Raw genomic sequence first — 20,218 nt, forward strand, 5'->3', positions numbered from 1 at the left:
CTACGTCAGAGTCGCGCTAGATCCTGCCGCACCTCGTCGGTCTCCGGGTCACGGAGTTCCTCGAAGATGGCCAGGGCTTGTTGCCAAGCCCGTCTCGCACCGTCGTTGTCACCCTCTGCGTGACAGGCAGCGCCCAACCCTCGGAGGCTTTGGGCGTGTCCTGGACGATTGCCGATCTCGGCCCGCAGATCGGCGGCTTGCCGGTACAGGCTTGCCGCTTCAGCTGCTCGACCAGCGCTGAGTGCGATCTCTGCCAGGTGGTGCAAGATGAAAGCTTCGCCGAACTTCTCGCCGGCCCGACGGTAGAACGCCAAACCTTCGGAGAAGATCTCCGTCGCTTTCTCGGGCTCACCGCGACGAACGTGCAGCACTCCCAGCACGGTGCACGCGTAGCCCTGACCGTGGCTGTCGTTGAGCTGTCGCTGGATTTCCAGCGCTCGTGACGCTGACTGGTACGCGGCGTCGTACGACTGCAACTCGATGTAGTCCTCAGCCAACGCGGTAAGAGCGGTGCCGGTCGAGTATTGATCACCAGCAGCCTCGAACAAGCCAAGCGCCTGTTCCTGGAAGTGCGCCGCCGTCTCGAACTGCTTGCGGGCGAAGTACGGGATTCCCAGTTCGTAGAGCAACTGTGCTCTGGCGGCGTCGTCTCCGAGCTCGCCGGCCGCAGCGATCGCCAGCTCGTAGCTGCTGATCAGGTCGTCCAGGTGTCCGCGGAGGCGGAGGAAGTACATCAGCGAGTAGGCGAGTTGCCAGGTGCGCTGGTGCTCGTGGGTGGCCGCCGCTTGGCGGACCGCGGCCACCAGGTTCGCGTGCTCCGTATCCCACCAGGCCAGCATCTGGTCGTCATGCTCGAAGGAGAGGCCGGTGATCGACGACTCCGGCAACCGGGGTGCGAACTTTCGGGAATGGCCGACCAGGTGCCGGTCGATCGCACTGCTTGTCCGCAGGTAGTGGTCGAGCAATCGGCGTACGGCCGCTTGGCGGGCTGCTGGTTCCTCGTCGGCTGCTGCGCATTCGGCCGCGTAGGCGCGGATCAGGTCGTGGAACTGGTATCGGCCCGGTTTGTACTGGTCGAGCAGGTTGGCTCGGGTCAGTTCCGCCAGGAGGGTTCGGGCCTCCCGCTGTGGCAGTCCGGCGAGGTCCGCTGCCGCCGCGAGGCCGATGTCCGGGCCGGTGGGGAGGCCGAGGAGGCGGAACATGCGGGCCGCTTCCGAGGTCAGGGAGCGGTATGACCAGGAGAACACCGCTCGGACGCCCGTCACGCCGCCCCCGTCGAGGGCGTCCAGACGGTCTCGTTCGTCCTGGAGTTCCGCGACCAGTTCGTCCAGCGGGAAGTCCGGGTTCTCCGCCGCGCGCACGGCGGCGATGCCGAGCGCGAGCGGCAGTCCGGCGCAGTGCCGGACCAGAGCCCGCACCGCGACCCGCTCGGTCGCCACCCGGTCGTCGCCGAGATAGCGGGCGAGCAGGTGCTCCGCCTCGTCGGGGTCGAGCACGTCGAGCGCGATGCGGGTCGCTCCTTCGCGGACCACCAGCTCGTGCAGCTGGTTCCGGCTGGTGACCAGCACCAGGCAGGTCGGGCTGCTCGGCAACAGCGGCCGCACCTGGTCTGCCGTGCGCGCGTTGTCCAGCAGGATCAGCATGCGTTTGTCGTGCACCAAACTGCGGAACAGCGCCGCCCGGGCCTCGGTGTCCTGCGGCATGCGCTCGCCCGAGACGCCGAGCGCCGCCAAGAACGACGCGAGAACGTCGGCAGGCTTCACCGGCTCGGCCGCCGGGTCGAAACCTCGGAGGTTCGCGTACAGCTCGCCGTCCGGGAAGCAGTCGCGCACTCGGTGCGCCCAGTGCACCGCCAGGGTCGACTTGCCCACCCCGGCGACCCCGTCGACCGTCGAGATCAGCACGAAACCTTCGGTGTTCGCGCCGTTCAGCAGGGTCGTCAGTGCGTCCAGCTCCACTGCCCGGTTGACGAAGTGCCGAGCCGCGAGTGGCAGTTGGCGCGGCACGACCCGCTCCTCCGGTGCGCGGTGGAAGTGCACGTCACCGTGAATCTCCCCCGCCTGCACGCTGTCGCCGCCGACCACCGACTGGTTGTGCACCCCGTTTGCTCCCGACAATCCTTGCGCTCGTTGATCACTGCGACGGAGGTTGGCAGAAGCGCGCACGCTGCGCTACCGCCAGACGTGCGCCATGAGCGTGACGCAGACCGCTCCGGTCAGACCGGCACGCTGGGCCGACGCCACGGTCGAAAAGCGGCAGGCCCGGAATCAGGGTGGTGCGTACCTTGGTGCGGCATGGAGGACCGCGACGACCGGCTCCGCGCCCTTCGCGAGGTCGCCGCGTGCTGCCGCCCGGCGGAATCCTGTTCGCCGCGGTGGTTTCCCGCTACGCGTCCACACGGATCGCATGCAGCCGCCCTTCGGGGCACACCGCAGTGCACCCCACCGACGCCGAGCCACTCGGTCGGGAGTGCGCCTTCACTCCGACGTTTCCGGTTCGGGTTCGCCCGGTAGGAGGGCGAGGTGGGCGGGTTCCGCCCACGTCGTGCCGATCCGCCAGAGCGGGTCCGGGCCGGGGCCCGGCTCGCGGCGCAGCACGTAATCCACCCGGAGCGGCTCGGTCGGCTGGAAGTGGCGGTAGTTGAGCTCCAGCAGCGCGCGGGTCAGCGGCGACGCGTCGGCCAGGCGCTTCTCCAGCTGGGCCGCCAGGTAGCCGCGGTCAGAGAAGGTGTCGACGATCGCGCAGTCGCAGAAGTACGCGAGCGCGCCGATCTCCCCCGGGCTGGCGACCGTGCCCGTGCCGACCACCCGGCCGAGCTCCGCACCGATGCGGGCGTAGTCGGCCGAGGTGGCCCAGTTCGTCGTGATCGCCGCCTCCCGCCACGGCAACCCGTGCTGCAGCGCGAACCAGCCCTGCGCGCCGAAGACCGCGCAGCCCGCCAGCACCGCGGGCACCACCAGCCGACGCGACGCGAGTAACCCGACACCACCGACCAGCAGCACCGTCAGGCCGATCAGGCTCGGCCCGTAGTACCAGTGGTACGGCGGCACGCCCATGAGCGTGTAGACGTAGTAGTGCGCGACAGCGCCCAACCCGATCAGCGCCCACGGCCACACCCGCGCGGCCCGGCGGAACAGCCGCAGCACGCACAGCCCGACCAGGCACACCAGCCCGAGCACCGCCGGGACCAGCGAAATCACCACCGCGGTCGGGAAAACCTGGTGGTAGAGCTGCAGGCCGTTGTGGAAGTCCCAGTCACCCCACGACCGCTGCACCTGCTTGATGACCAGCGTGTCCGGCACCGCCGAACCGAAGTAGAACCAGCTGAAGACGAACCACGGCAGCGCCGTCACCGCCGCCGCCAGCAGCCACCGCCACCAGCCGCGCCACAGCCCCGGTCGACCGATCAGGACCGCCAGCACGAACACCCCGAGGTCCAGCCGCGTCAGCGCCAGCAGCCCGGCGGCCACGCCGAACAGCACGTATCGCCGCCGCACGGCGGCGAACAGCAGCATCCCCAGCAGCGCCGACGCGAGCGTCATCTCCAGCCCGACCGTGGACAGCAGCAGCGGGTTGGCCGCCACCAGCAGCGCCCCGAGCGGCCCGATCCAGCCGGGCAGCCCGCTCGCCCGCGCGGTGGCGTGCAGGAACACCGCGAGCGCGACGTTGGCCAGCACGAACACGATGCCCAACGCGAGCACGGGATGCCGGACCACGGCCGTCACCGCGGCCAGCACCAGCACGTTCAGCGGCGCGGTCGCGGAATTCGAGACCTCGGCGGTGATCAACCCCCAGTGACCGTAAAACGCCAGGTTCCGGGCGTAGCTCAGCGTGATGTAGCTGTCGTCGATCAGTGAGCCGCGCACCAGCCAGAACAACCCGGCGGACAACACCGCCGCCACCCCGGCCGACCAGCCATACCGCGACCATCGCGGCCGGTCGGCCGCCATCCCGTCGGAAACGAACACCTTCTGACTCCTGTCTGCTCCACACGGAGCACGCCGTTGCGGCCCGGTTCGTTGCCCTGCGGCGGCAACCTCATACGTTGCCTGGGTCGTCAATCGGCCGGTTGAATCTAACGCGCCGCCGTTACTGGGCGCACTGGGTGTTCGCGAGGATGATCCGGGACACACCTTCGTCTCCCCCCAGGAGTGCGGTTGAGGCACTGGAACAGCACCGCGCAGCTCGACATGCCCGCCGAAACCCGGCTACCCGGCGGGGAAGGCCGGCAACCGTCCCGGCTCGGCGCGTGGCTGGCGCACCTGCTGTCGGTGTGCGTCGGGGTCGCCGGGCTGGTCTGCGCGGTGGCCCTGCCGTTCGCCCCGGTGTGGCTGGACCGGACGGAGGTGCGCTGGCCGTCCGGGCCCGCCGAGTCCACGACGGCACTGTTCACGCCCTACCGGCCCGCCGTGTTCGACGCGTCCGTGCCGTGCCCGGTGCTGCGGGCCGCTCTCGCCCGCCCCGGCCGGACCACCGTGCTGTCCACCCTGCCGCCGGGCAGCGACCGCGAAGGCATGGTGCTCACCACCCGCCTCGGCAGACCGGAACTCGTCCTCGGCCAGCACCAGGTGCCGCTGCCGCCGCTCGGGTCCGCCTGTGACCTGCGGGTGCACGCCGACTCGCAGCGGTCCGTCGTGACCTTCGGCGACCACCCGCCCGTGGAGCTGCCCGGCATCGCCGCGCCGGAGATCTTCACGTTCAGCACCGACCTGCCGCCACCGCTGACCGGCGGGCTCGCGGTCACCGCCACCACGTTCTCCTGGTTCGACACCGCGCCCACGGAGTTCAAGAGTGCGCTGATCAGCGCCGCGCTCGTGCTGGCGTTCGTCTCGCTGGTCCTGCTGTTCGCGCACGCGCCGCCCGCGCTGACCACCGTGCGGATCTCCGCGCCGCTGCTCGTGGTCGACGCCGCGGTGCTCGGGGTGCTCGCCGGGTGGCTGATCATCGGGCCGCTCACCGACGACGACGGGTTCGCGATGATGACCATCCGCAACTACGACGTCGCCGGCGACATCGGCAACTACTATCGCTGGTTCAACGCGTCCGAAACCCCGTTCACCCTGGTCCAGCACCTGATGCGCGTGGTGGCGGAGCACAGCCTCGCGCCCGCCTGGCTGCGGGTGCCCAGCGCGGTGGCCGGGCTGGTCACCTGGCTGCTGGTCAGCCGCGGCATCGTCAGCCCGGTCTGCCGCGGCACCCGCCGGTTCCCGCTGCACCTGCTCGCGGCGGTGTTCTTCCTGGCCTGCTGGTTGCCGTACGGGCTGGGTATTCGGCCCGAACCGTTCGTCGCGCTGGGCACCACCGCGCTGGTGGCGGCGCTGCTCAAGCTCGGCCGGACGCGCGCGCCGCACTTCTGGCTGGGTGTGGCCGCGCTGGCCGGCGGCCTCACCGCGGCCATCACGCCGACCGGCGTCAGCGCCCTGATCATCGTCGCGGTCTTCACGCCGCGCATTACCCGCGTGCTCGGGCAGGCCGGGCCGGTGCCCCGGTGGATCGCGGTGCCGACGCGCGTCGCGCTGGTCGGCAGCGTGGCCGCGGTGGGGCTGGTGGCGATGTTCGCCGACTCCACCTGGAACGGGCTGCGGGCGGCGACCGCGATCCACCACGAGTTCGGGCCGAGCTTCGGCTGGTACCAGGAGATCGAGCGCTACACCGGGCTGCTGGGCACCACCATCTGGGGCGCGTCCGGCAAGCGGATGGCGGTGTTTCTGGTGGTGGCCGGGGTGCTGATCGCCGCGGCGTGCGCGGTGCGGCAGGTGCACCGCTGGGTGGGGATGACCGACCTGCCGGTGGTGGTCGGCAGCGCCGCGGCCGTGCTGGCCGGGCTGTGGCTGACGCCGTCGAAGTGGTCCCACCACTTCGGGGCCCTGGCCGGGGTGGGATCCGCGCTGCTCGCGGTCAGCGTCGTGCTGCTGGTGCGCATGGGCCGGCACGCGCCAGCCGGGCGTGAGGCCGTGCTGCTCGGAATCTTCGGCGGCATCGGTGCCTCGGTCGCCGCGGCGCTGTCGTTCATGGGCCCGAACGTGTGGCCGATGCAGTCGGATTTCGCGATGCCGTGGTCGGACACCCCGGTGGAGCCCGGCCTGCCGTTGCCCGACCCGCTGCTGTGGATGGCCGCCGGGGCGGCCAGCGGAGTGCTGGTGTTCGCCGTGGTGCGCCTGCGGGCACTGGTCAAGCACGTCGAGCCGGGTCCCCGGAATCTCGTGTGGACGGTCGTGCCGGCGTCGGTGCTGGGGCTGGCCGCGCTGGCGTCGGTGCTGGTGCTGCTCGGGTCGTTCCTGGCCGCGCCGCGCACCATGGGCGACCGGTTCTCCATCGCGAGGATGAACAAGCAGAGCATCCGGGCCAGCACCTGCGGGCTGGAAAGCGACGTCGAGACGCTGCCGATCGCCACCCGCCTGACACCGGTGGACGGCGTCGACGAACTCGACGGGTTCACCCGCGGCGGCGACCCCCCGCAGGAGGCGGACCTGCGCGAAGGCAACCCCGGGGAGCCGCTGCGGGTGCCGACCGACGACCCCGAGTCCGACGAGGTGCAGGCCACCACGTCCAGCCAGTACTCCTGGACCAGCCAGGTCGGCGGACCGCAGACCACCGGCACGCTCACCTCCGCCTGGTTCGGCCTGCCGCAACTCACCAGCGACCAGGCACTGTCGTTGTGGGTCGCCGGGCGGCCGGAGCAGGGGAACTCGCTGGCGCTGGAGTTCGGTACCGCCGCGGGTCCACTGGAGGTGCGGGAACTGCGCGACCCGCCGCCGACGGAACTGCCGTTCGACGACCCGCGCCACGGCCGCCCCATCGACTGGCGCGACTTCCGCGGCTGGCGGCTGCTCACCATCGACGCGCACGACCTGCCCGCCGCGGCCGACCGCGTGCGGGTGCGCGCCGAGGACCGCACCAGCGACGAGCAGGGCTGGCTGTCGATCAGCGGCCCGGCGGTGCGCGACGTGGTGCCGCTGCGGCAGGCCCTCAACGCGCTGCCGCCCGCGCTGATCGACTGGCCAATGAGCTTCGTGTTCCCGTGCTGGTACGCATATCCGCAGGTCGGGCACGGTCTCGCGGGCAGCCCGCGGCTGCTGGTGACGCCGCCCGCCGGGGAGGCGTCGATGGCGTACGCGCGCGAGTGGGGTGGGGTGTTCGCGGGCGTGCCGATGCAGTCCCGCCGCCTGGAACTGCCCAGTCGTCTGCGCGACGCCCCCGGCCACACCTGGGGCCACCTCTACGCGGTGCGTTACGAGATCGACCGCGACGCCTACACCACGACCCAGCGCCGGGAGCTCATCGGCGGCGCCCACGGCGACCCGCCCTACCCCTTCGAGGAGCACTGACCGGCCGAGCATGCGCCACCGGGAGCCCGACCGCGGGGCCGGTGACGCTCGGCGACCGTGCGGGGTAGGGCGTCACCCGGTGGTGGCGCGTTTGTCGTGCGGTGGCGCGGGTTTCCGGGCACGGGGTGCAGGCGCTGCGGGATCGGTGGTTTTCCCCGAGACTTGGATTCGCCGCAGACCAGCCACGTGACCAGGGGGAACGTTTCGGTGCCGGACGGGATCGGACAGACCGCAGCACAGCTGTGCGACCCCGCGCCCGCCCAGATCGACGCGCCAGGCCGCCGACGACTGTCCACTGTGGTGCCCGTGCTCGTCGGAATGCTCGGCGTGCTGGCGGCGGTCGCGGTGCCCCTCGCGCCGGTGGTGACCCAGCAGGTCACCGTCACGTGGCCAAAGGCCGGGGAACTCCCCGAAGGAACCCTCGCGTTCGTCGTCCCCTACGAGCCGCCCGAGGTGCACGTGCGCGTGCCCTGCGCGGTGGTGCGGGCAGGGCAGCAGCGCGGCGTTCCCACCACACTGGTCGCCAGCCGCCTGCCCGGCCAACCCACCGAGGGCTTCGCGGTCACCACGGCCCGCGACCACGTCATCGCCCTGGTCGCGGGCCGCGAGGCGCTGCGTGCCCCCATCGGGCCGGGCTGCGACGTCGCCATCGACGCCGACAGCGCAGGCAGCCGGGCCAGCATCGGGGCGCAGGTCGCCGAACTGCCCGGCGCGCGGGTGCGCGACATCGTCGCCTTCACCACCGACCTGACGCCACAGCAGGCCGCCGGCCTGCACGTGCGGGTCACCACCGCCACCTGGTTCGAAAACTCCCCCACCGCCACCAAACAGGCCCTGATCGCCGCCCAGCTCCTGCTGGTCGCGGTGGCGTTCGCGCTGCTGCTCGCCCGCGACCGCGGCCGCCACGCCGCGCGCTCGCCGAGGCGTCCCGGGATGCGCCACCTGGTCGACGCCGGGGTCGTCGTGGTGCTCGGCGGCTGGTGGGTGCTCGGACCGACCACAGCGGACGACTCGTTCGCCGCGATGACCATCCGCAACGCCCTGGACACCGGCGACGTCGGCAACTACTACCGCTGGGAGAACGCCTCCGAAGCGCCGTTCGCGCTGGCGCAGCAGCTGCTCGAACCGGTCGCCGCGCTCAGCACCACCCCGCTGGTCATGCGCATCCCCAGCGTCGTGGCGGCCGTGCTGACCTGGCTGGTGCTCAGCCGCGGCATCCTCGGCGCGGTGCTGCCGGAACACGGGCGGCGCAGCGCCGTCCGGCTGCTGGCGGCGGTGAGCTTCCTGGCCTGGTGGTTGCCCTTCGGGCTCGGCGTCCGCCCCGAACCGTTCGCCGCGCTCGGCCTGGCCGCCGTGCTGGCCTGCGTGCTGCGGGCCGTGCGGACCGAGCGCGTCACCTGGCTCGGGCTGGCGGCGCTGGCCGCCGGGCTGTCGGTCGCGGTGACCCCGATGGGCATCGCCGCCCTCGCCCCGTTCGCCGTGCTCGCCCCGCGGATCCGGCACCTGCTCAGCACGCCGGTGGTGGCGCTGCTGGCGGGCATCGCCGCCACCGGGATCGTGGCGATGTTCGCCGACCAGTCCCTGTTCGGCGCGCGCAGGGCCACCGCGCTGCACACCCTGTACGGGCCCGACGTGCCGTGGTTCCAGGAAATCCTGCGCTACCAGTACCTGCTGGGCTTCGACCTGCAGGGCGACCTGGCCCGCCGCGCCCCGGTGCTGCTGACCTTCGTCGTGGCCGTCCACACCGGACTGCTGTTGCTGCGCGGGGCGGGTCGGCTGCCGGGGCTGCGGTGGGCGCACGTGCCGCCGCTGTGCCTGGCGGTCAGCGTCGCGCTGATGACCCTCACCCCGTCGAAGTGGACGCACTACTTCGGCGCGCTGACCGGCGTCGGAGCCGCTACCGTGACCGCAGGCGTGGTGCTGATCACCGCAACGGCCCGGCAGGTGTCGCGTGATCGGGTGGTTGTGCTGGCCGGCCTGCTGGGCACGGCGATGGCCGCGGTGGCGGCGGCGTTGGTGTTCGCCGGAAAGAACAACTGGTTCCTGCACTCGCAGTACGGGGTGCCCTGGGGAGAGCAACCGCTCCGGCCGCTGAACAGCCCGCTGCCGTGGTTGCTGGTCGCGGTGGTGCTGCTGCTGGTGCCCGGCCGCTCCCGGCAGATGCTCGTGCGGATGCCCGCGGTGATCGGTGCGGGAGCAATGGGGGTGACGGTGGCGGTCGTGCTGTCCTCGTTCGTCGTCGCACCCGTGCGCCAGGCCGGCGGCTACTCCATCGGCGGGCAGAACCTCACGGCTGGCTGTGGCATCGCGGACCACGTGGTGGTCACCCCCGACGTCCCCGGCGGCGCACTGACCAGCCACGACGACGCCCACGCCGCCGGATTCGCGGCCGGTCGCGGACACGCGCCGGGGTTCGACCCGCCGCCGGGCATACGCGAGTTCTGGGGCAGCCTGGACGGCGGCCAGATCTCCACCGGCACGCTGACCACCGGCTGGTACGCGCTGCCCGCGCTTCGCCCGGACCAGGAGCTCGCCGTGGCCGTGGCGGGCCGCAGCGGCGACGGCAACCGCGTCGTCCTGGAGTTCGCCTCGCCCACCGGGACCGTCGGCGAACGGGTCCTCGACGACACCTGGCTGGACACCGACGAGCGCCCCGCCTACCCCAGCGACCACGTCGTCCAGGACCGGCCGCAGGACCACCCGGCCTGGCGCGACCTGCACGTCCCCGCCCGCGACGTCCCGTCCGGGGCCGACCGGGTGCGGATCCGCGCGGTCGACGCCACCACCGACGCGGCGGGCTGGGTCGCCGTCGCCGGCCCGCGCGTGCGCGACGTCATCCCGCTGGCGCGGTACCTGCGCGGCCGGGCGCCGATCCTCGTCGACTGGTCGATGACCTGGAACGCACCGTGCCTGCGCGAGATGCCGCGGGTGGCGCACGGCCTGGCGGAGCCGCCCGCGTACCTGCTGAACCCGCCCGCGGCGCTCGGTTTCGGCGGCACCGCCGCCTACGAACGCGGGATCGGCGGGACGTTCGCCGGAGTGGCTGAGGTCGGCACCCAGGAGGAGGTGCCCACCCGGCTGGTCGGGGCCGAGCGAACACCCGACTACGCCGAGTGGGGGCACCTGATCGCGGTCCGTTACCCGCTGCCGGGCAACCGCTTCGACGTACGGAGCGTGTCCGTTCCACGGTGGGGTTGGCGAGGGGAGTGACCATGGCCGACGCGATGCGCCAGCGGGTCCCGGTTCCACGACGACACACCCACCAGTCCGGTACGCCGCCGCTGATCTCCTACGTGCTGCCGGTCTACAACGAGGCGGCGGGCATCCGCCGCTTCCACACCGAGCTGACCGCGGCCACCGCCACCCGGCCCGAGTTCGGCTACGAGTTCATCTACGTCAACGACGGTTCGGCCGACGGGTCACTGGAAATCCTGCAGGACCTGGCCAAGAACGACCCGCGGGTGCGGGTGGTGGACTTCGCCCGCAACTTCGGCCACCAGATCGCCATCACCGCCGGGCTGGACCACGCCGGGGGCGACGCGGTCATCGTGATGGACACCGACCTGCAGGACCCGCCGCAGGTCAGCCTGCAGCTGATCGACGAGTGGCTGGCCGGCGCGGAGATCGTGTCCGCGCGCCGCCGCACCCGCCGCGACAGCGCGTTCAAGCGGTTCACCGCGCACACCTACTACCGGCTGCTGCGGCGCTGCGCCGAGGTGGATATCCCGGTGGATACCGGGGACTTCCGGCTGCTCGACCGGCGAGCCGCGGAGGAGCTGCGCGGATTCCGGGAACGCAGCCGGTTCATCCGCGGCATGGTCGCCTCGATGGGCTTCCACCAGCGCGAGGTGCTGTTCGACCGCGACGAGCGGATCGCCGGCGAGACGAAGTACCCGATGCGCAAGATGCTGCGGCTGGCCGCCGACGGCGTCACCAGCTTCTCCACCGTGCCCCTCAAGCTCATCACCCGGATGGGCTTCGCGGCGTTGGCGCTGGCGCTGCTCGGCATCGTCTATGCGGTGACGCTGCGGCTTTTCTTCCCGGCCGTGACCGTGTCCGGGTGGACCATGCTGATGGTCGCGATGCTGTTCCTCGGCGGGCTGCAGATGCTGTCGCTGGGCGTGATCGGCAGCTACGTCGGCCGCATCTACCAGGAGGTGCAGCAACGACCGCTGTACATCGTGCGGGACGTGATCCGGCATGACCAGGACTGAACAGCTGCGCGCACCGCTGGGCAGCGGTTCGCTGGTGCGCTACGCGGCGATCGGCGCGAGCGGCGTGGCGCTGGACTACCTGCTGTTCCTGCTGCTGTTCAACCTCGCGGGCCTGCACGAGCAGCTGGCGAACGCGATCAGCACGACTGCCGGCATCACCAACAACTTCGTGCTCAACGCGCTGTTCAACTTCCGCAGGCGGGACCGGATTCTGGTGCGGCTGCTGCGGTTCTACGCGGTGGGCGTCGCCGGGATCGGGTTGACGTTCCTGCTGCTGCAGGTGTTCTCCGGCTGGCTGGGCGTCGACCCGAACCTGGTGAAGGCCGGGTCGCTGCCGGTCGTGCTGGTCTTCCAGTACACGATCAACAAGAAGTGGAGCTTCGGATGAGGGTGGGTGTGGTCGGGGCCGGGGCGACGGGGCTGACCGCCGCGTTCGACGCGGTGAAGGCCGGGCACGACGTGACGGTGCTGGAGGCGTCCGCGGAGCTGGGCGGGCTGGCGGCGTCGATCGAGGTCGGCGGCACCCCGCTGGAGCGGTTCTACCACCACAGCTTCCGCACCGACCGGGCGATGATCGAACTGGTCGAGGAGCTGGGCCTGGGCCACCGGCTGCGCTTCCACAGGCCCCGCACCGGGGTGTATGCGGACGGCCGGTTGTATGACTTCGGCACTCCGCGCGAGATGCTGATGTTCCCGAAGTTCTCGCTGCTGGACCGGGTGCGCTTCGGCGCGTCGTCGGCGGTCCTGAAGGCGATCCGCGACGGGCAGCGGTTCACCTCGGTGCGGGCGCTGGACTGGATGCGTCGCTGGGCGGGGCCGCGGGTGACCGGGATGATCTGGGAGCCGCTGCTGGTGGGCAAGTTCGGGGCCAGTGCGGAGCGGATCTCCATGGCGTGGCTGTGGGCGCGCATCCACTACCGCACGTTCGAGCTGGGGTACGTGCACGGCGGGTACGAACAGGTCTACCGGGCACTGCTGCACGCGGTGACCGAACGCGGCGGGAAGGTGGAGTTCGGCAAACCGGTGTCGACGATCCGCCAGCCCGGCGCGGCCGTTGAGATCGGTGCCGGGGACGGCAGCAGCTACGCCTTCGACCACCTGATCGTGACGGTGCCGCAGCCGGTGTTCGCCGAGGCGGCGGGCGTGCCGACGGACCACGTGCTGTGGCGCAACCAGTACCTGGGGGCGACGTGCTTCGTGCTGGAGTGCGACCGCAGCGTCATCCCGTACTACTGGCTGAACATCAACGACCCGGCGTTTCCGTTCCTGGCGGTCGTGGAGCACACCAACATGGTCGACCGCAGCGAGTACGGCGGGCGCCATGTGGTCTACGTCGGCAACTACGTGTCGCGCGACGACTGGCGCTTCACCACCGACCCGGCCGAGCTGCTGGAGCGCTACCTGCCGTGGCTGCGCAGGCTGAACCCGGACTTTGACCGCTCCTGGATCAACAACTGGCACTTTTCCAGGGCGGGCTTCGCCCAGCCGATCGTGACGCCGGAGTACCGGGCGCTGATCCCGGGCCACCGCACGTCGATGCCGGGCGTCACGCTGGCCACGATGTCCCAGATCTACCCGCAGGACCGGGGCCAGTCCTACGCGATCCAGATGGCCCACGACGTGGTCGACCGCCTGGGCCTGAACCGGGACCTGGAACGCACCTGAGGTCCCCAAAATCGGTGGACTCCGCGGCGCGGCGCGCGGTGGGGCCGCGCGCCGCCTCGGGGGTCAGATCCTGTTGAGGCCCGGCCTGCCGTCCTCGATCACGAAGGACGCCAGCGTTTCCACCGGCGCTCCCGGCCTGGAGACGTACGGCAGGACCCGGTAGTCCGCGCGCAGCCCGCCCGGGGTGATCTTCGTGCTGATGTAGCCGCGCTGGTTGCTGTACAGGCGGACGTGCGGGTTCTCGCGGAGGTAGGCCCGCTCCTTGTCCGTCAGGTTCGCAGAACCGTCGCCGCCGCTGGTGATCGAGGTGGTGGTCAGCTCGGTGCCCACGATCCGGTCGCCGTCGTGGATCTCGTTGGCCCAGTGGGTGTGCACGTCGCCGGTGAGCACCACGGGGTTGCGGGTCTTCGCCTGCTGCCAGCCCTGCATGACGCGCTGGCGGGACCCCACGTAGCCGTCCCAGGCGTCCGGGTTGTAGCCCCGCTCCTCGCCGTTGCGGTAGTCGATCTCGGCGAACATGACCTGCTGGCCGAGGATGTCCCAGCGGGCGTTGGACTGGTGCAGGCCCCTGAGCAGCCAGCGCTCCTGCTCCGCGCCGGTGAGGCTGCGCTTCGGGTTCAGCCGCTGCGGGTCCTGCGTCGGGAACCTGTCCCCACCCACCTGGTCGTCGCGGTACTGGCGGGTGTCGAGCATGTGGAAGGTGGCCAGTCGGCCCCACCGGACGCGCCGGTACAGCCGCATGTCGATGCCGCGCGGGATCTGCGCGCGGCGCAGCGGCATGTTCTCGTAGTACGCCTGGAAGGCGGCCCTGCGGCGCTCCAGGAAGTTCGGTTGCGGGATCTCCGGCTTCTCGTAGACCTCGTCGGCCCAGTTGTTGTCGACCTCGTGGTCGTCCCACACCACGACCCACGGGGCCATCGCGTGCGCGTACTGCAGGTCCGGGTCGGTCTTGTACTGGGCGTGCCGCTGCCGGTAGTTCGCCAGCGTCACGGTCTCCGGGCCCTGGTGGTCGCGCGGGTTGCCGCCCGGCGCCACGTAAACCCCGGCCTCGTACTCGTACTGGTAGTCGCCGAGGTGCAGCACCAGGTCCGGGTGCTCGTCGGCGAGGCGCCGGTAGGCGGTGAAGTAGCCGTGCTCGTACTGGGAGCACGACGCGAACGCCATCGCCAGGTCGGTCATCGCGCCCGGCAGCGGCGCGGTGCGGGTGCGGCCGGCCGGCGACAGCGACCCGGCGGCGCGGAAGCGGTAGAAGTACTCGCGGTCGGGGCGCAGGCCCGTCAGCTCCACGTGCACGCTGTGGCCCAGCTCCGGCGCGGCCTGCGCCTCGCCGCGCTGCACCACGCGCGTGAACCGCTCGTCCTCGGCGACCTCCCACTGCACCGGCACGGCCTTGTTCGGCATGCCGCCCATGCCGTCCTCGGCCAGCGGGTTCGGCGCCAACCGGGTCCACAGCACGACCCCGTCCGGCGTCGGGTCGCCGGAGGCGACGCCCAGCGTGAAGACCTCGCCGCGCGGGGCCACCCCGGCGCCCGGCAGCGCAGCCGCCGCCGGAATGGCTGCAGTGGACAGTGCTGCGGCGCCGGCGAGGGTGCCGCCCAGCAGCACGCTCCGCCGCGAGACGCGTTCAGGCACAACGACCTCCATCGTTCGGCAACGAGCCCACTCTCACCCCGAACGATGAAGGGCTTCTGCCCTCCGGGTGATCAGCGCATGAACACGCCGCCACTCACCGCGGCAGCAGGTGAGCCGGGTCGATCTCCAGCTCGGCCGATGTGTGCAGCCACATCGTGGTGGATTTTCCGCGGGTGGCGCACCCGGAATCCGGGCCGGACAGCGCAACGCCCCCGGCCAGGGGGTGGCCGGGGGCGTTGGTTGGTGTGGCTACAGGTAGAACGCCAGGAACAGGCAGCCCGCGAGGATGACGCCGAGGACCATCAGGACCTTGTCCTTCAGCACCACTTCCTCGGGCTCGCCCGCGACACCCTTGTCGATGTCCACCGCGTATCGCAGGATCGCGATCACCATCGGGATGATCGAGATCAGGCCCCAGCGGGAGTACACGTCCTCCTGGATGCTGTAGGCCCACAGCGAGTACGCCATGATCGTGATCGCCGCCGCGATGGCCCACACGAACCGCAGGTAGGACGGCGAGTACGCCTTCAGCGACTTGCGGATCTTCGCGCCGGTCTCCATCGCCAGCTTCACCTCGGCGTAGCGCTTGCCCGCCACCATGAACAGCGAACCGAACGCCACGACCAGGTAGAACCACTGCGTGATCCGCAGGTCCGCGGCCGCACCACCGGCGATGGCGCGCAGCAGGAACCCGGACGCCACGATGCACAGGTCGATCACCGGCTGGTGCTTGAGGCCGAAGCAGTAGCCCAGCTGTACCGCGATGTAGACCGCCATCACCACCAGCAGCGGCCCGCTGGTCAGCCCCGAGATCAGCAGCGACCCACCGAGCAGCAGCACGCACACCACGTAGGCGACCGGTACCGGGATCAGTCCGGCGGCGATCGGCCGGTTCCGCTTCGTCGGGTGCTGCCGGTCCGCCTCGACGTCGATCGCGTCGTTGACGAAGTAGATGCCCGACGCGGCCATCGAGAACACCACGAACGCGATGACCGAGTGCCACAGGATGCCCGGGTCCAGGATCCCGCCCGCCGCGAACGGCACGGCCAGCACCAGGATGTTCTTCACCCACTGCTTGGGGCGCAGCTCCTTGACCAGGCCGGTGACCAGGCCCGCGGTGGTGCCCGCCTTGGCGGTGACCTTCGCGTGGTAGGCGTCCGAGGACTTGTCCTTGACGTCGTCGGACCTCTTCGGCTCCGCCTCCAGCACCTCGTCGCCGAACTCGGCGCCGATGGTGCCCTCCGCGTCCGCCTCGATCTCGGTCTGCTTGGGCCGCGCGGCCCCGGTGTCCGCCCGGTCGGTCACCTCGCCGGACTTGCCGGTCGCGCCGTCCTCGGACACCGCGGCCTTCTCGGCCGCTCCGGCGTCCATCAGCACCGCGTCACCGACGTGGGCACCGTTGGCCGCGTCGGCCTCGGCCGAGACATCGGGATTTCCGGTCTCGGCCTCGGTTTCCTTCTTGTCAGCCACGGTTCCTCCGCCGTCTCATGAATCGCCGCACGCCCCACGCCACGACTCCGCCGAGCGCCGAGCCGGCGACCACATCGCTCGGATAATGAACCCCCAGGACAAGACGGCTGACCATCATCGGCGGCACCAGCACCGGGGTCAGCTTCCTGCCCGTCAACCCGCCGTAGAGCACCGCCGCAGCCGTCGTGGACGTGGCGTGCGAGGACGGGAAGCTCAACTTGCTCGGGGTGCCCACCAGCACCTGCACCTCGGGGTCGGCCGGCCGGCGGCGCCGCACCACCCGCTTGACGGCGATCGACGCCGCGTGGGCGGCGGCCACCCCGGCGGCGGCGGTCAACCACTCGCCGCGGCGCCTGCGGTCCACCAGCGCGCCGAGGGCACCGATGGCCAGCCAGCCGCCGGCGTGTTCGCCGAACAGCGACATCGCCTGGGCGGTCCTGACCACCGCGGGTTTGGCGAGAGCGGCCTGCACTCTGCGCAGCGCGATCGTCTCGGGGGTGACCGCCGTCGGCGCTCCGTCGGTTTCGGCGGCGACCGGTTCTTCGGGGGCGGTCGCCGTCGTCAGCTCTGCCACATCGTCTCCGGTTGGTCGGGGGTCACTTTCGGTCGAAGACCTGCTTCCAGGACTCCGCGCTGGTCAGCTCGGGCAGGGCCGCCCGGTAGGCGGCGCGCAGTCGCGACCACTCCCTGCCGAGCCGCTTGTAGTTGGCCACGGCGCGCAGGCCGAGGCGGCGGAACTCCTCGGGGTCGCGGCGGCGGAACGCCACGCCGCTGCCGTCGGCGTTGGACACCGTGGCGCTGTCCAGGTTGCCCAGCAGGAACCACCGGGCGCTGGCCGCGGGCACGTTCAGCTGCGGCCGGTCCGCGGCCTCCTTCGACGGCTCCTTGAGGTTGTGCAGGAGCGCCTTGGAGGCACGGGCCGCGATGACCGCCGGGTTCACCGGCGGCTTGAGCAGGCCCTCGGCCATGATCGGGTCCGCCGACGGCGGCGGGAACTCGCGCGCCGAGGGCAGGGTCCGGGCGTCGTCGTAGTGCTTGCGCAGCTCGCGGACCTCCGGCAGGGCCGTGCGGAGGCTGTCGAACAGTCCCTCCGGACCCGCCATGAAGTCCTCGAGTGCCTTCTGCTGGACCGCGACCGTGGAGTACTCCATCGACAGCAGGTGCCGGAGGGTGAGCTTGAGGCCCTGCTTGATGATGTTGGTGCGGACCTCCTCCGGGCTGTGCAGGGCGGCCAGGATCAGCCGGTTGCGGGTGTGGAAGTAGGCGGTCCAGTCCGTGGCGTCGTTCTTGTCGGTCCACGGCATGTGCCAGATCGCCGCACCCGGCAGCGTCACCGTCGGGAAGCCGTGGCCACCCGCGCGCAGCGAGTACTCGGAGTCGTCGTGCTTGATGAACAGCGGCAGTGGCAGCCCGGTGCGCTCGATGACCTCGCGCGGGAACAGGCACATCCACCAGCCGTTGTAGGTGGAGTGGATGCGCTGGTGCAGCTTGGGGGTCTTGCGCAGCGGTTTCTTGGCGAAGTCGTGGTCGGTGACCGCGCCCGGCGCGGCCCGCCAGTTGCCCTGCGCCAGGTCCACGACCTCACCCATCGTGTGCAGTCGCGAACGGGCCTGGAGGTTGAGCATCTGGCCGCCGACGATCACCGGCTGCGAGGCGGCGCGGGCGAACGCGTTGGCCCGCAGCACGGCGTCCGGCTCCAGCGCGATGTCGTCGTCGATGACCATGACCTGGGCGGCGTCGGAGTTGTAGACGCCCTCGTACATCACGCGGGTGAAGCCGCCGGAACCGCCGAGGTTGTCCTGCTCGATGACCTGCAGCTTGTCGCCGAGTCGCCGGGCGGCCTCGTCGAAGCCCTCGGTGTCGCGGATCTTCTGCGGGCCCTGGTCGGCCACCACGACCCGCTCCACGACCGCCATGACCTGCGGGTCCTCGCCCAGTGTCCGCAGCGCCAGCACGCAGTCGGCGGGACGGATGGTGGTGGTGCCGATGACCACCTGCTGCTTGGGCAGCGGCAGGTCGGTGGTCCACGCCGCGTCGTCGATCTCCAGCGCGGCGTCGTTGGTGAACACGTCGAACCAGATCCACCCGCCGTCCTCGAACGGCGTCAGCGCCACCCGGAACTCCAGCGAGGTCCAGTCCTGGCTGGCCACCGGCGTGCCCTGCAGGTGGACGCTGTCACCGTTGGCCTTCGAGCGGTAGACGTCGAGCCGACCGGCCCCCCGGACCTTCAGCCGCAGCACGACCTCCTCCACCCGGGTCCACCGCTTCCAGTAGCTGGCCGGGAACGCGTTGAAGTAGGACGCGAAGGAGATCCTGCTGTGCGCGGGCACCAGGACGTGGCGGCGGGACACCACGGTCGCGGTACTGGTCAGCGCCGCGGGCTCGTCGATGTACAGCGGCCGGACGTCCAACGGGTCCTCGTCGCGCGGGAACACCACGCGCTGCAGCACCTGCTCGGGCGCCGCATCAGCGGTCCCGGCGCGCACCGAAGTCACGTCGCTGAGCTTGCTCTCGCCCGCGGCGGCGGAAGGGGCCTCTCGGGGGGTCCGGTCGGTCACGTCAGTCCTCCAGCGAGCCGTCCAGGGAACGACCCTCGGTGAAGTAGGGGGCGATCTTGTTGTCGAACATGCTCAGTGCCGAACCGATGGCCATGTGCATGTCGAGGTACTTGTAGGTCCCCAGCCGACCGCCGAAGACGACCTTGCGCTCCTTGGCCTCCTTCTTGGCCAGTTCGCGGTATGCCTCCAGCTTGCGCCGGTCCTCCGGGGTGTTGATCGGGTAGTACGGCTCGTCGCCGCTCTCGGCGAACCGCGAGTACTCCCGGACGATGACCGTCTTGTCCTTCGGGTAGTAGTCGCGCTCCGGGTGGAAGTGCCGGAACTCGTGAATTCGCGTGTAGGGGATCTCCTCGTCGGCGTAGTTCATCACCGACGTGCCCTGGAAGTCCCCGGTTGGCACGACCTCCATCTCGAAGTCCAGGGTCCGCCAGCCCAGCTCGCCCTCGACGTAGTCGAAGTAGCGGTCCAGCGGGCCGGTGTAGACCACCGGGACGTCCGCGGGCAGGTCGGCGCGGACGTCGAAGAAGTCCGTGCTCAGCCGCACCTCGATGTTCGGGTGGTCGGCCATCTTCTGCAGCCACGCGGTGTACCCGTCGACCGGCAGGCCCTCGTAGGTGTCGTTGAAGTAGCGGTTGTTGAAGTTGTAACGGACCGGCAGCCGGCTGATCGTGGCCGCGGGCAGCTCCTTGGGGTCGGTCTGCCACTGCTTGGCCGTGTAGCCGCGGATGAACGCCTCGTACAGCGGCCGGCCGATCAGCGAGATGGCCTTCTCCTCCAGGTTCTGCGCGTCCGCGGTGTCGATCTCGGACGCCTGCTCGGCGACCAGCGCCCGGGCCTCGTCCGGGGTGAACGCCCGACCGAAGAACTGGCACAGCAGGCCCAGGTTCATCGGCAGCGAGTAGATCTGCCCCTGGTGCCTGGTGAACACCCGGTGCTGATAGTCGGTGAAGTCGGTGAACTGGTTCACGTAGTCCCACACGCGCTTGTTCGAGGTGTGGAACAGGTGCGCACCGTAGCGGTGCACCTCGATACCGGTCTCGGGCTCCGCCTCGGAATAGGCGTTGCCCCCGATGTGGTCACGACGGTCCAGCACCAGCACCCGCTTGTCCAGCTGGGTGGCGGCGCGCTCTGCGATCGTGAGGCCGAAGAATCCGGAACCAACAACGATCAGGTCATAGCCTGCGAAGCTCACAGCCGTCGAGGGTAGCGGGGACGACGCGCCGGGCCGAAACCGCGTTGACGTTCTCCGCTACACATCGCTACAGGGCGTGTCGATAACACCTCGATGGGCCGCGATTCCGCGTGTGCGCTGGAAGTTTACCCCCACAAGGGGTGACACGCTCAGTACTGC

General features: G+C 70.9%; 12 protein-coding genes. 5 read left to right on the plus strand and 7 right to left on the minus strand.

What is annotated here, in order from left to right:
- Window positions 1-5: 5 nt before the first annotated feature.
- A complete protein-coding gene (locus tag IEY17_RS09335; protein ID WP_188986923.1) occupies window positions 6-2,099 on the minus strand; it encodes an ATP-binding protein in 2,094 nt (697 codons plus the stop codon).
- 378 nt (window positions 2,100-2,477) lie between these two features.
- Window positions 2,478-3,968 carry a glycosyltransferase family 87 protein gene (locus tag IEY17_RS09340; RefSeq protein WP_188986924.1) on the minus strand — a complete coding sequence of 497 codons (1,491 nt, stop codon included), beginning with the start codon at window positions 3,966-3,968 and terminating at the stop codon, window positions 2,478-2,480.
- Window positions 3,969-4,151: 183 nt separating this feature from the next.
- On the opposite strand from IEY17_RS09340, the gene IEY17_RS09345 reads away from it, so the two are divergent.
- The 5 genes from IEY17_RS09345 (at window position 4,152) to IEY17_RS09365 (ending at window position 13,207) form a co-directional block, all read left to right on the plus strand.
- The gene (locus IEY17_RS09345) at window positions 4,152-7,328 is read left to right on the plus strand and encodes an arabinosyltransferase domain-containing protein (protein WP_229679975.1); all 3,177 of its coding nucleotides are present in this window, start codon (window positions 4,152-4,154) and stop codon (window positions 7,326-7,328) included.
- A 186-nt stretch (window positions 7,329-7,514) separates the two neighbouring features.
- On the plus strand, window positions 7,515-10,538 hold the full coding sequence (locus IEY17_RS09350; RefSeq protein ID WP_229679976.1) for an arabinosyltransferase domain-containing protein: 3,024 nt from the start codon (window positions 7,515-7,517) through the stop codon (window positions 10,536-10,538).
- 2 nt (window positions 10,539-10,540) lie between these two features.
- Window positions 10,541-11,542 (plus strand): glycosyltransferase family 2 protein, encoded by a 1,002-nt coding sequence (locus IEY17_RS09355; protein ID WP_188986925.1) that lies wholly within the window; start codon window positions 10,541-10,543, stop codon window positions 11,540-11,542.
- Window positions 11,529-11,930, plus strand: coding sequence for a GtrA family protein (locus tag IEY17_RS09360; protein WP_188986926.1), 402 nt, complete (start codon window positions 11,529-11,531; stop codon window positions 11,928-11,930). The genes IEY17_RS09355 and IEY17_RS09360 overlap by 14 nt, the downstream gene beginning before the upstream one ends.
- Window positions 11,927-13,207 (plus strand): NAD(P)/FAD-dependent oxidoreductase, encoded by a 1,281-nt coding sequence (locus IEY17_RS09365; protein ID WP_188986927.1) that lies wholly within the window; start codon window positions 11,927-11,929, stop codon window positions 13,205-13,207. The genes IEY17_RS09360 and IEY17_RS09365 overlap by 4 nt, the downstream gene beginning before the upstream one ends.
- Window positions 13,208-13,270: 63 nt before the next feature.
- Here the strand turns inward: IEY17_RS09365 and IEY17_RS09370 are convergent, their stop codons facing one another.
- The 5 genes from IEY17_RS09370 to glf form a co-directional block, all read right to left on the minus strand.
- Window positions 13,271-14,851 (minus strand): alkaline phosphatase D family protein, encoded by a 1,581-nt coding sequence (locus IEY17_RS09370; protein WP_188986928.1) that lies wholly within the window; start codon window positions 14,849-14,851, stop codon window positions 13,271-13,273.
- Window positions 14,852-15,088: 237 nt separating this feature from the next.
- Window positions 15,089-16,210: a decaprenyl-phosphate phosphoribosyltransferase gene (locus IEY17_RS09375; RefSeq protein ID WP_188987105.1), complete on the minus strand. Its 1,122-nt coding sequence runs from the start codon at window positions 16,208-16,210 to the stop codon at window positions 15,089-15,091.
- Window positions 16,211-16,301: 91 nt separating this feature from the next.
- Window positions 16,302-16,883, minus strand: a complete 582-nt coding sequence (locus IEY17_RS09380) for a phosphatase PAP2 family protein (protein ID WP_188986929.1) — start codon at window positions 16,881-16,883, stop codon at window positions 16,302-16,304.
- A gap of 22 nt (window positions 16,884-16,905) precedes the next feature.
- Window positions 16,906-18,867, minus strand: a complete 1,962-nt coding sequence (locus tag IEY17_RS09385; protein ID WP_308423968.1) for a glycosyltransferase — start codon at window positions 18,865-18,867, stop codon at window positions 16,906-16,908.
- Window position 18,868: 1 nt separating this feature from the next.
- Window positions 18,869-20,059, minus strand: a complete 1,191-nt coding sequence (glf, locus tag IEY17_RS09390; protein ID WP_188986930.1) for a UDP-galactopyranose mutase — start codon at window positions 20,057-20,059, stop codon at window positions 18,869-18,871.
- Window positions 20,060-20,218: the final 159 nt, after the last annotated feature.

The sequence above is a fragment of the Saccharopolyspora thermophila genome (genome assembly GCF_014646075.1).
GTDB lineage: Bacteria > Actinomycetota > Actinomycetes > Mycobacteriales > Pseudonocardiaceae > Saccharopolyspora > Saccharopolyspora thermophila.

Bases quoted from the DNA above. Each gene is read 5' to 3' on its own strand.
- IEY17_RS09355 (WP_188986925.1), top strand. From the start codon at position 10,541: ATGGCCGACGCGATGCGCCAGCGGGTCCCGGTTCCACGACGACACACC.
- IEY17_RS09360 (WP_188986926.1), top strand. From the start codon at position 11,529: ATGACCAGGACTGAACAGCTGCGCGCACCGCTGGGCAGCGGTTCGCTG.
- IEY17_RS09370 (WP_188986928.1), bottom strand. From the start codon at position 14,851: ATGGAGGTCGTTGTGCCTGAACGCGTCTCGCGGCGGAGCGTGCTGCTG.
- IEY17_RS09365 (WP_188986927.1), top strand. From the start codon at position 11,927: ATGAGGGTGGGTGTGGTCGGGGCCGGGGCGACGGGGCTGACCGCCGCG.
- IEY17_RS09375 (WP_188987105.1), bottom strand. From the start codon at position 16,210: ATGGACGCCGGAGCGGCCGAGAAGGCCGCGGTGTCCGAGGACGGCGCG.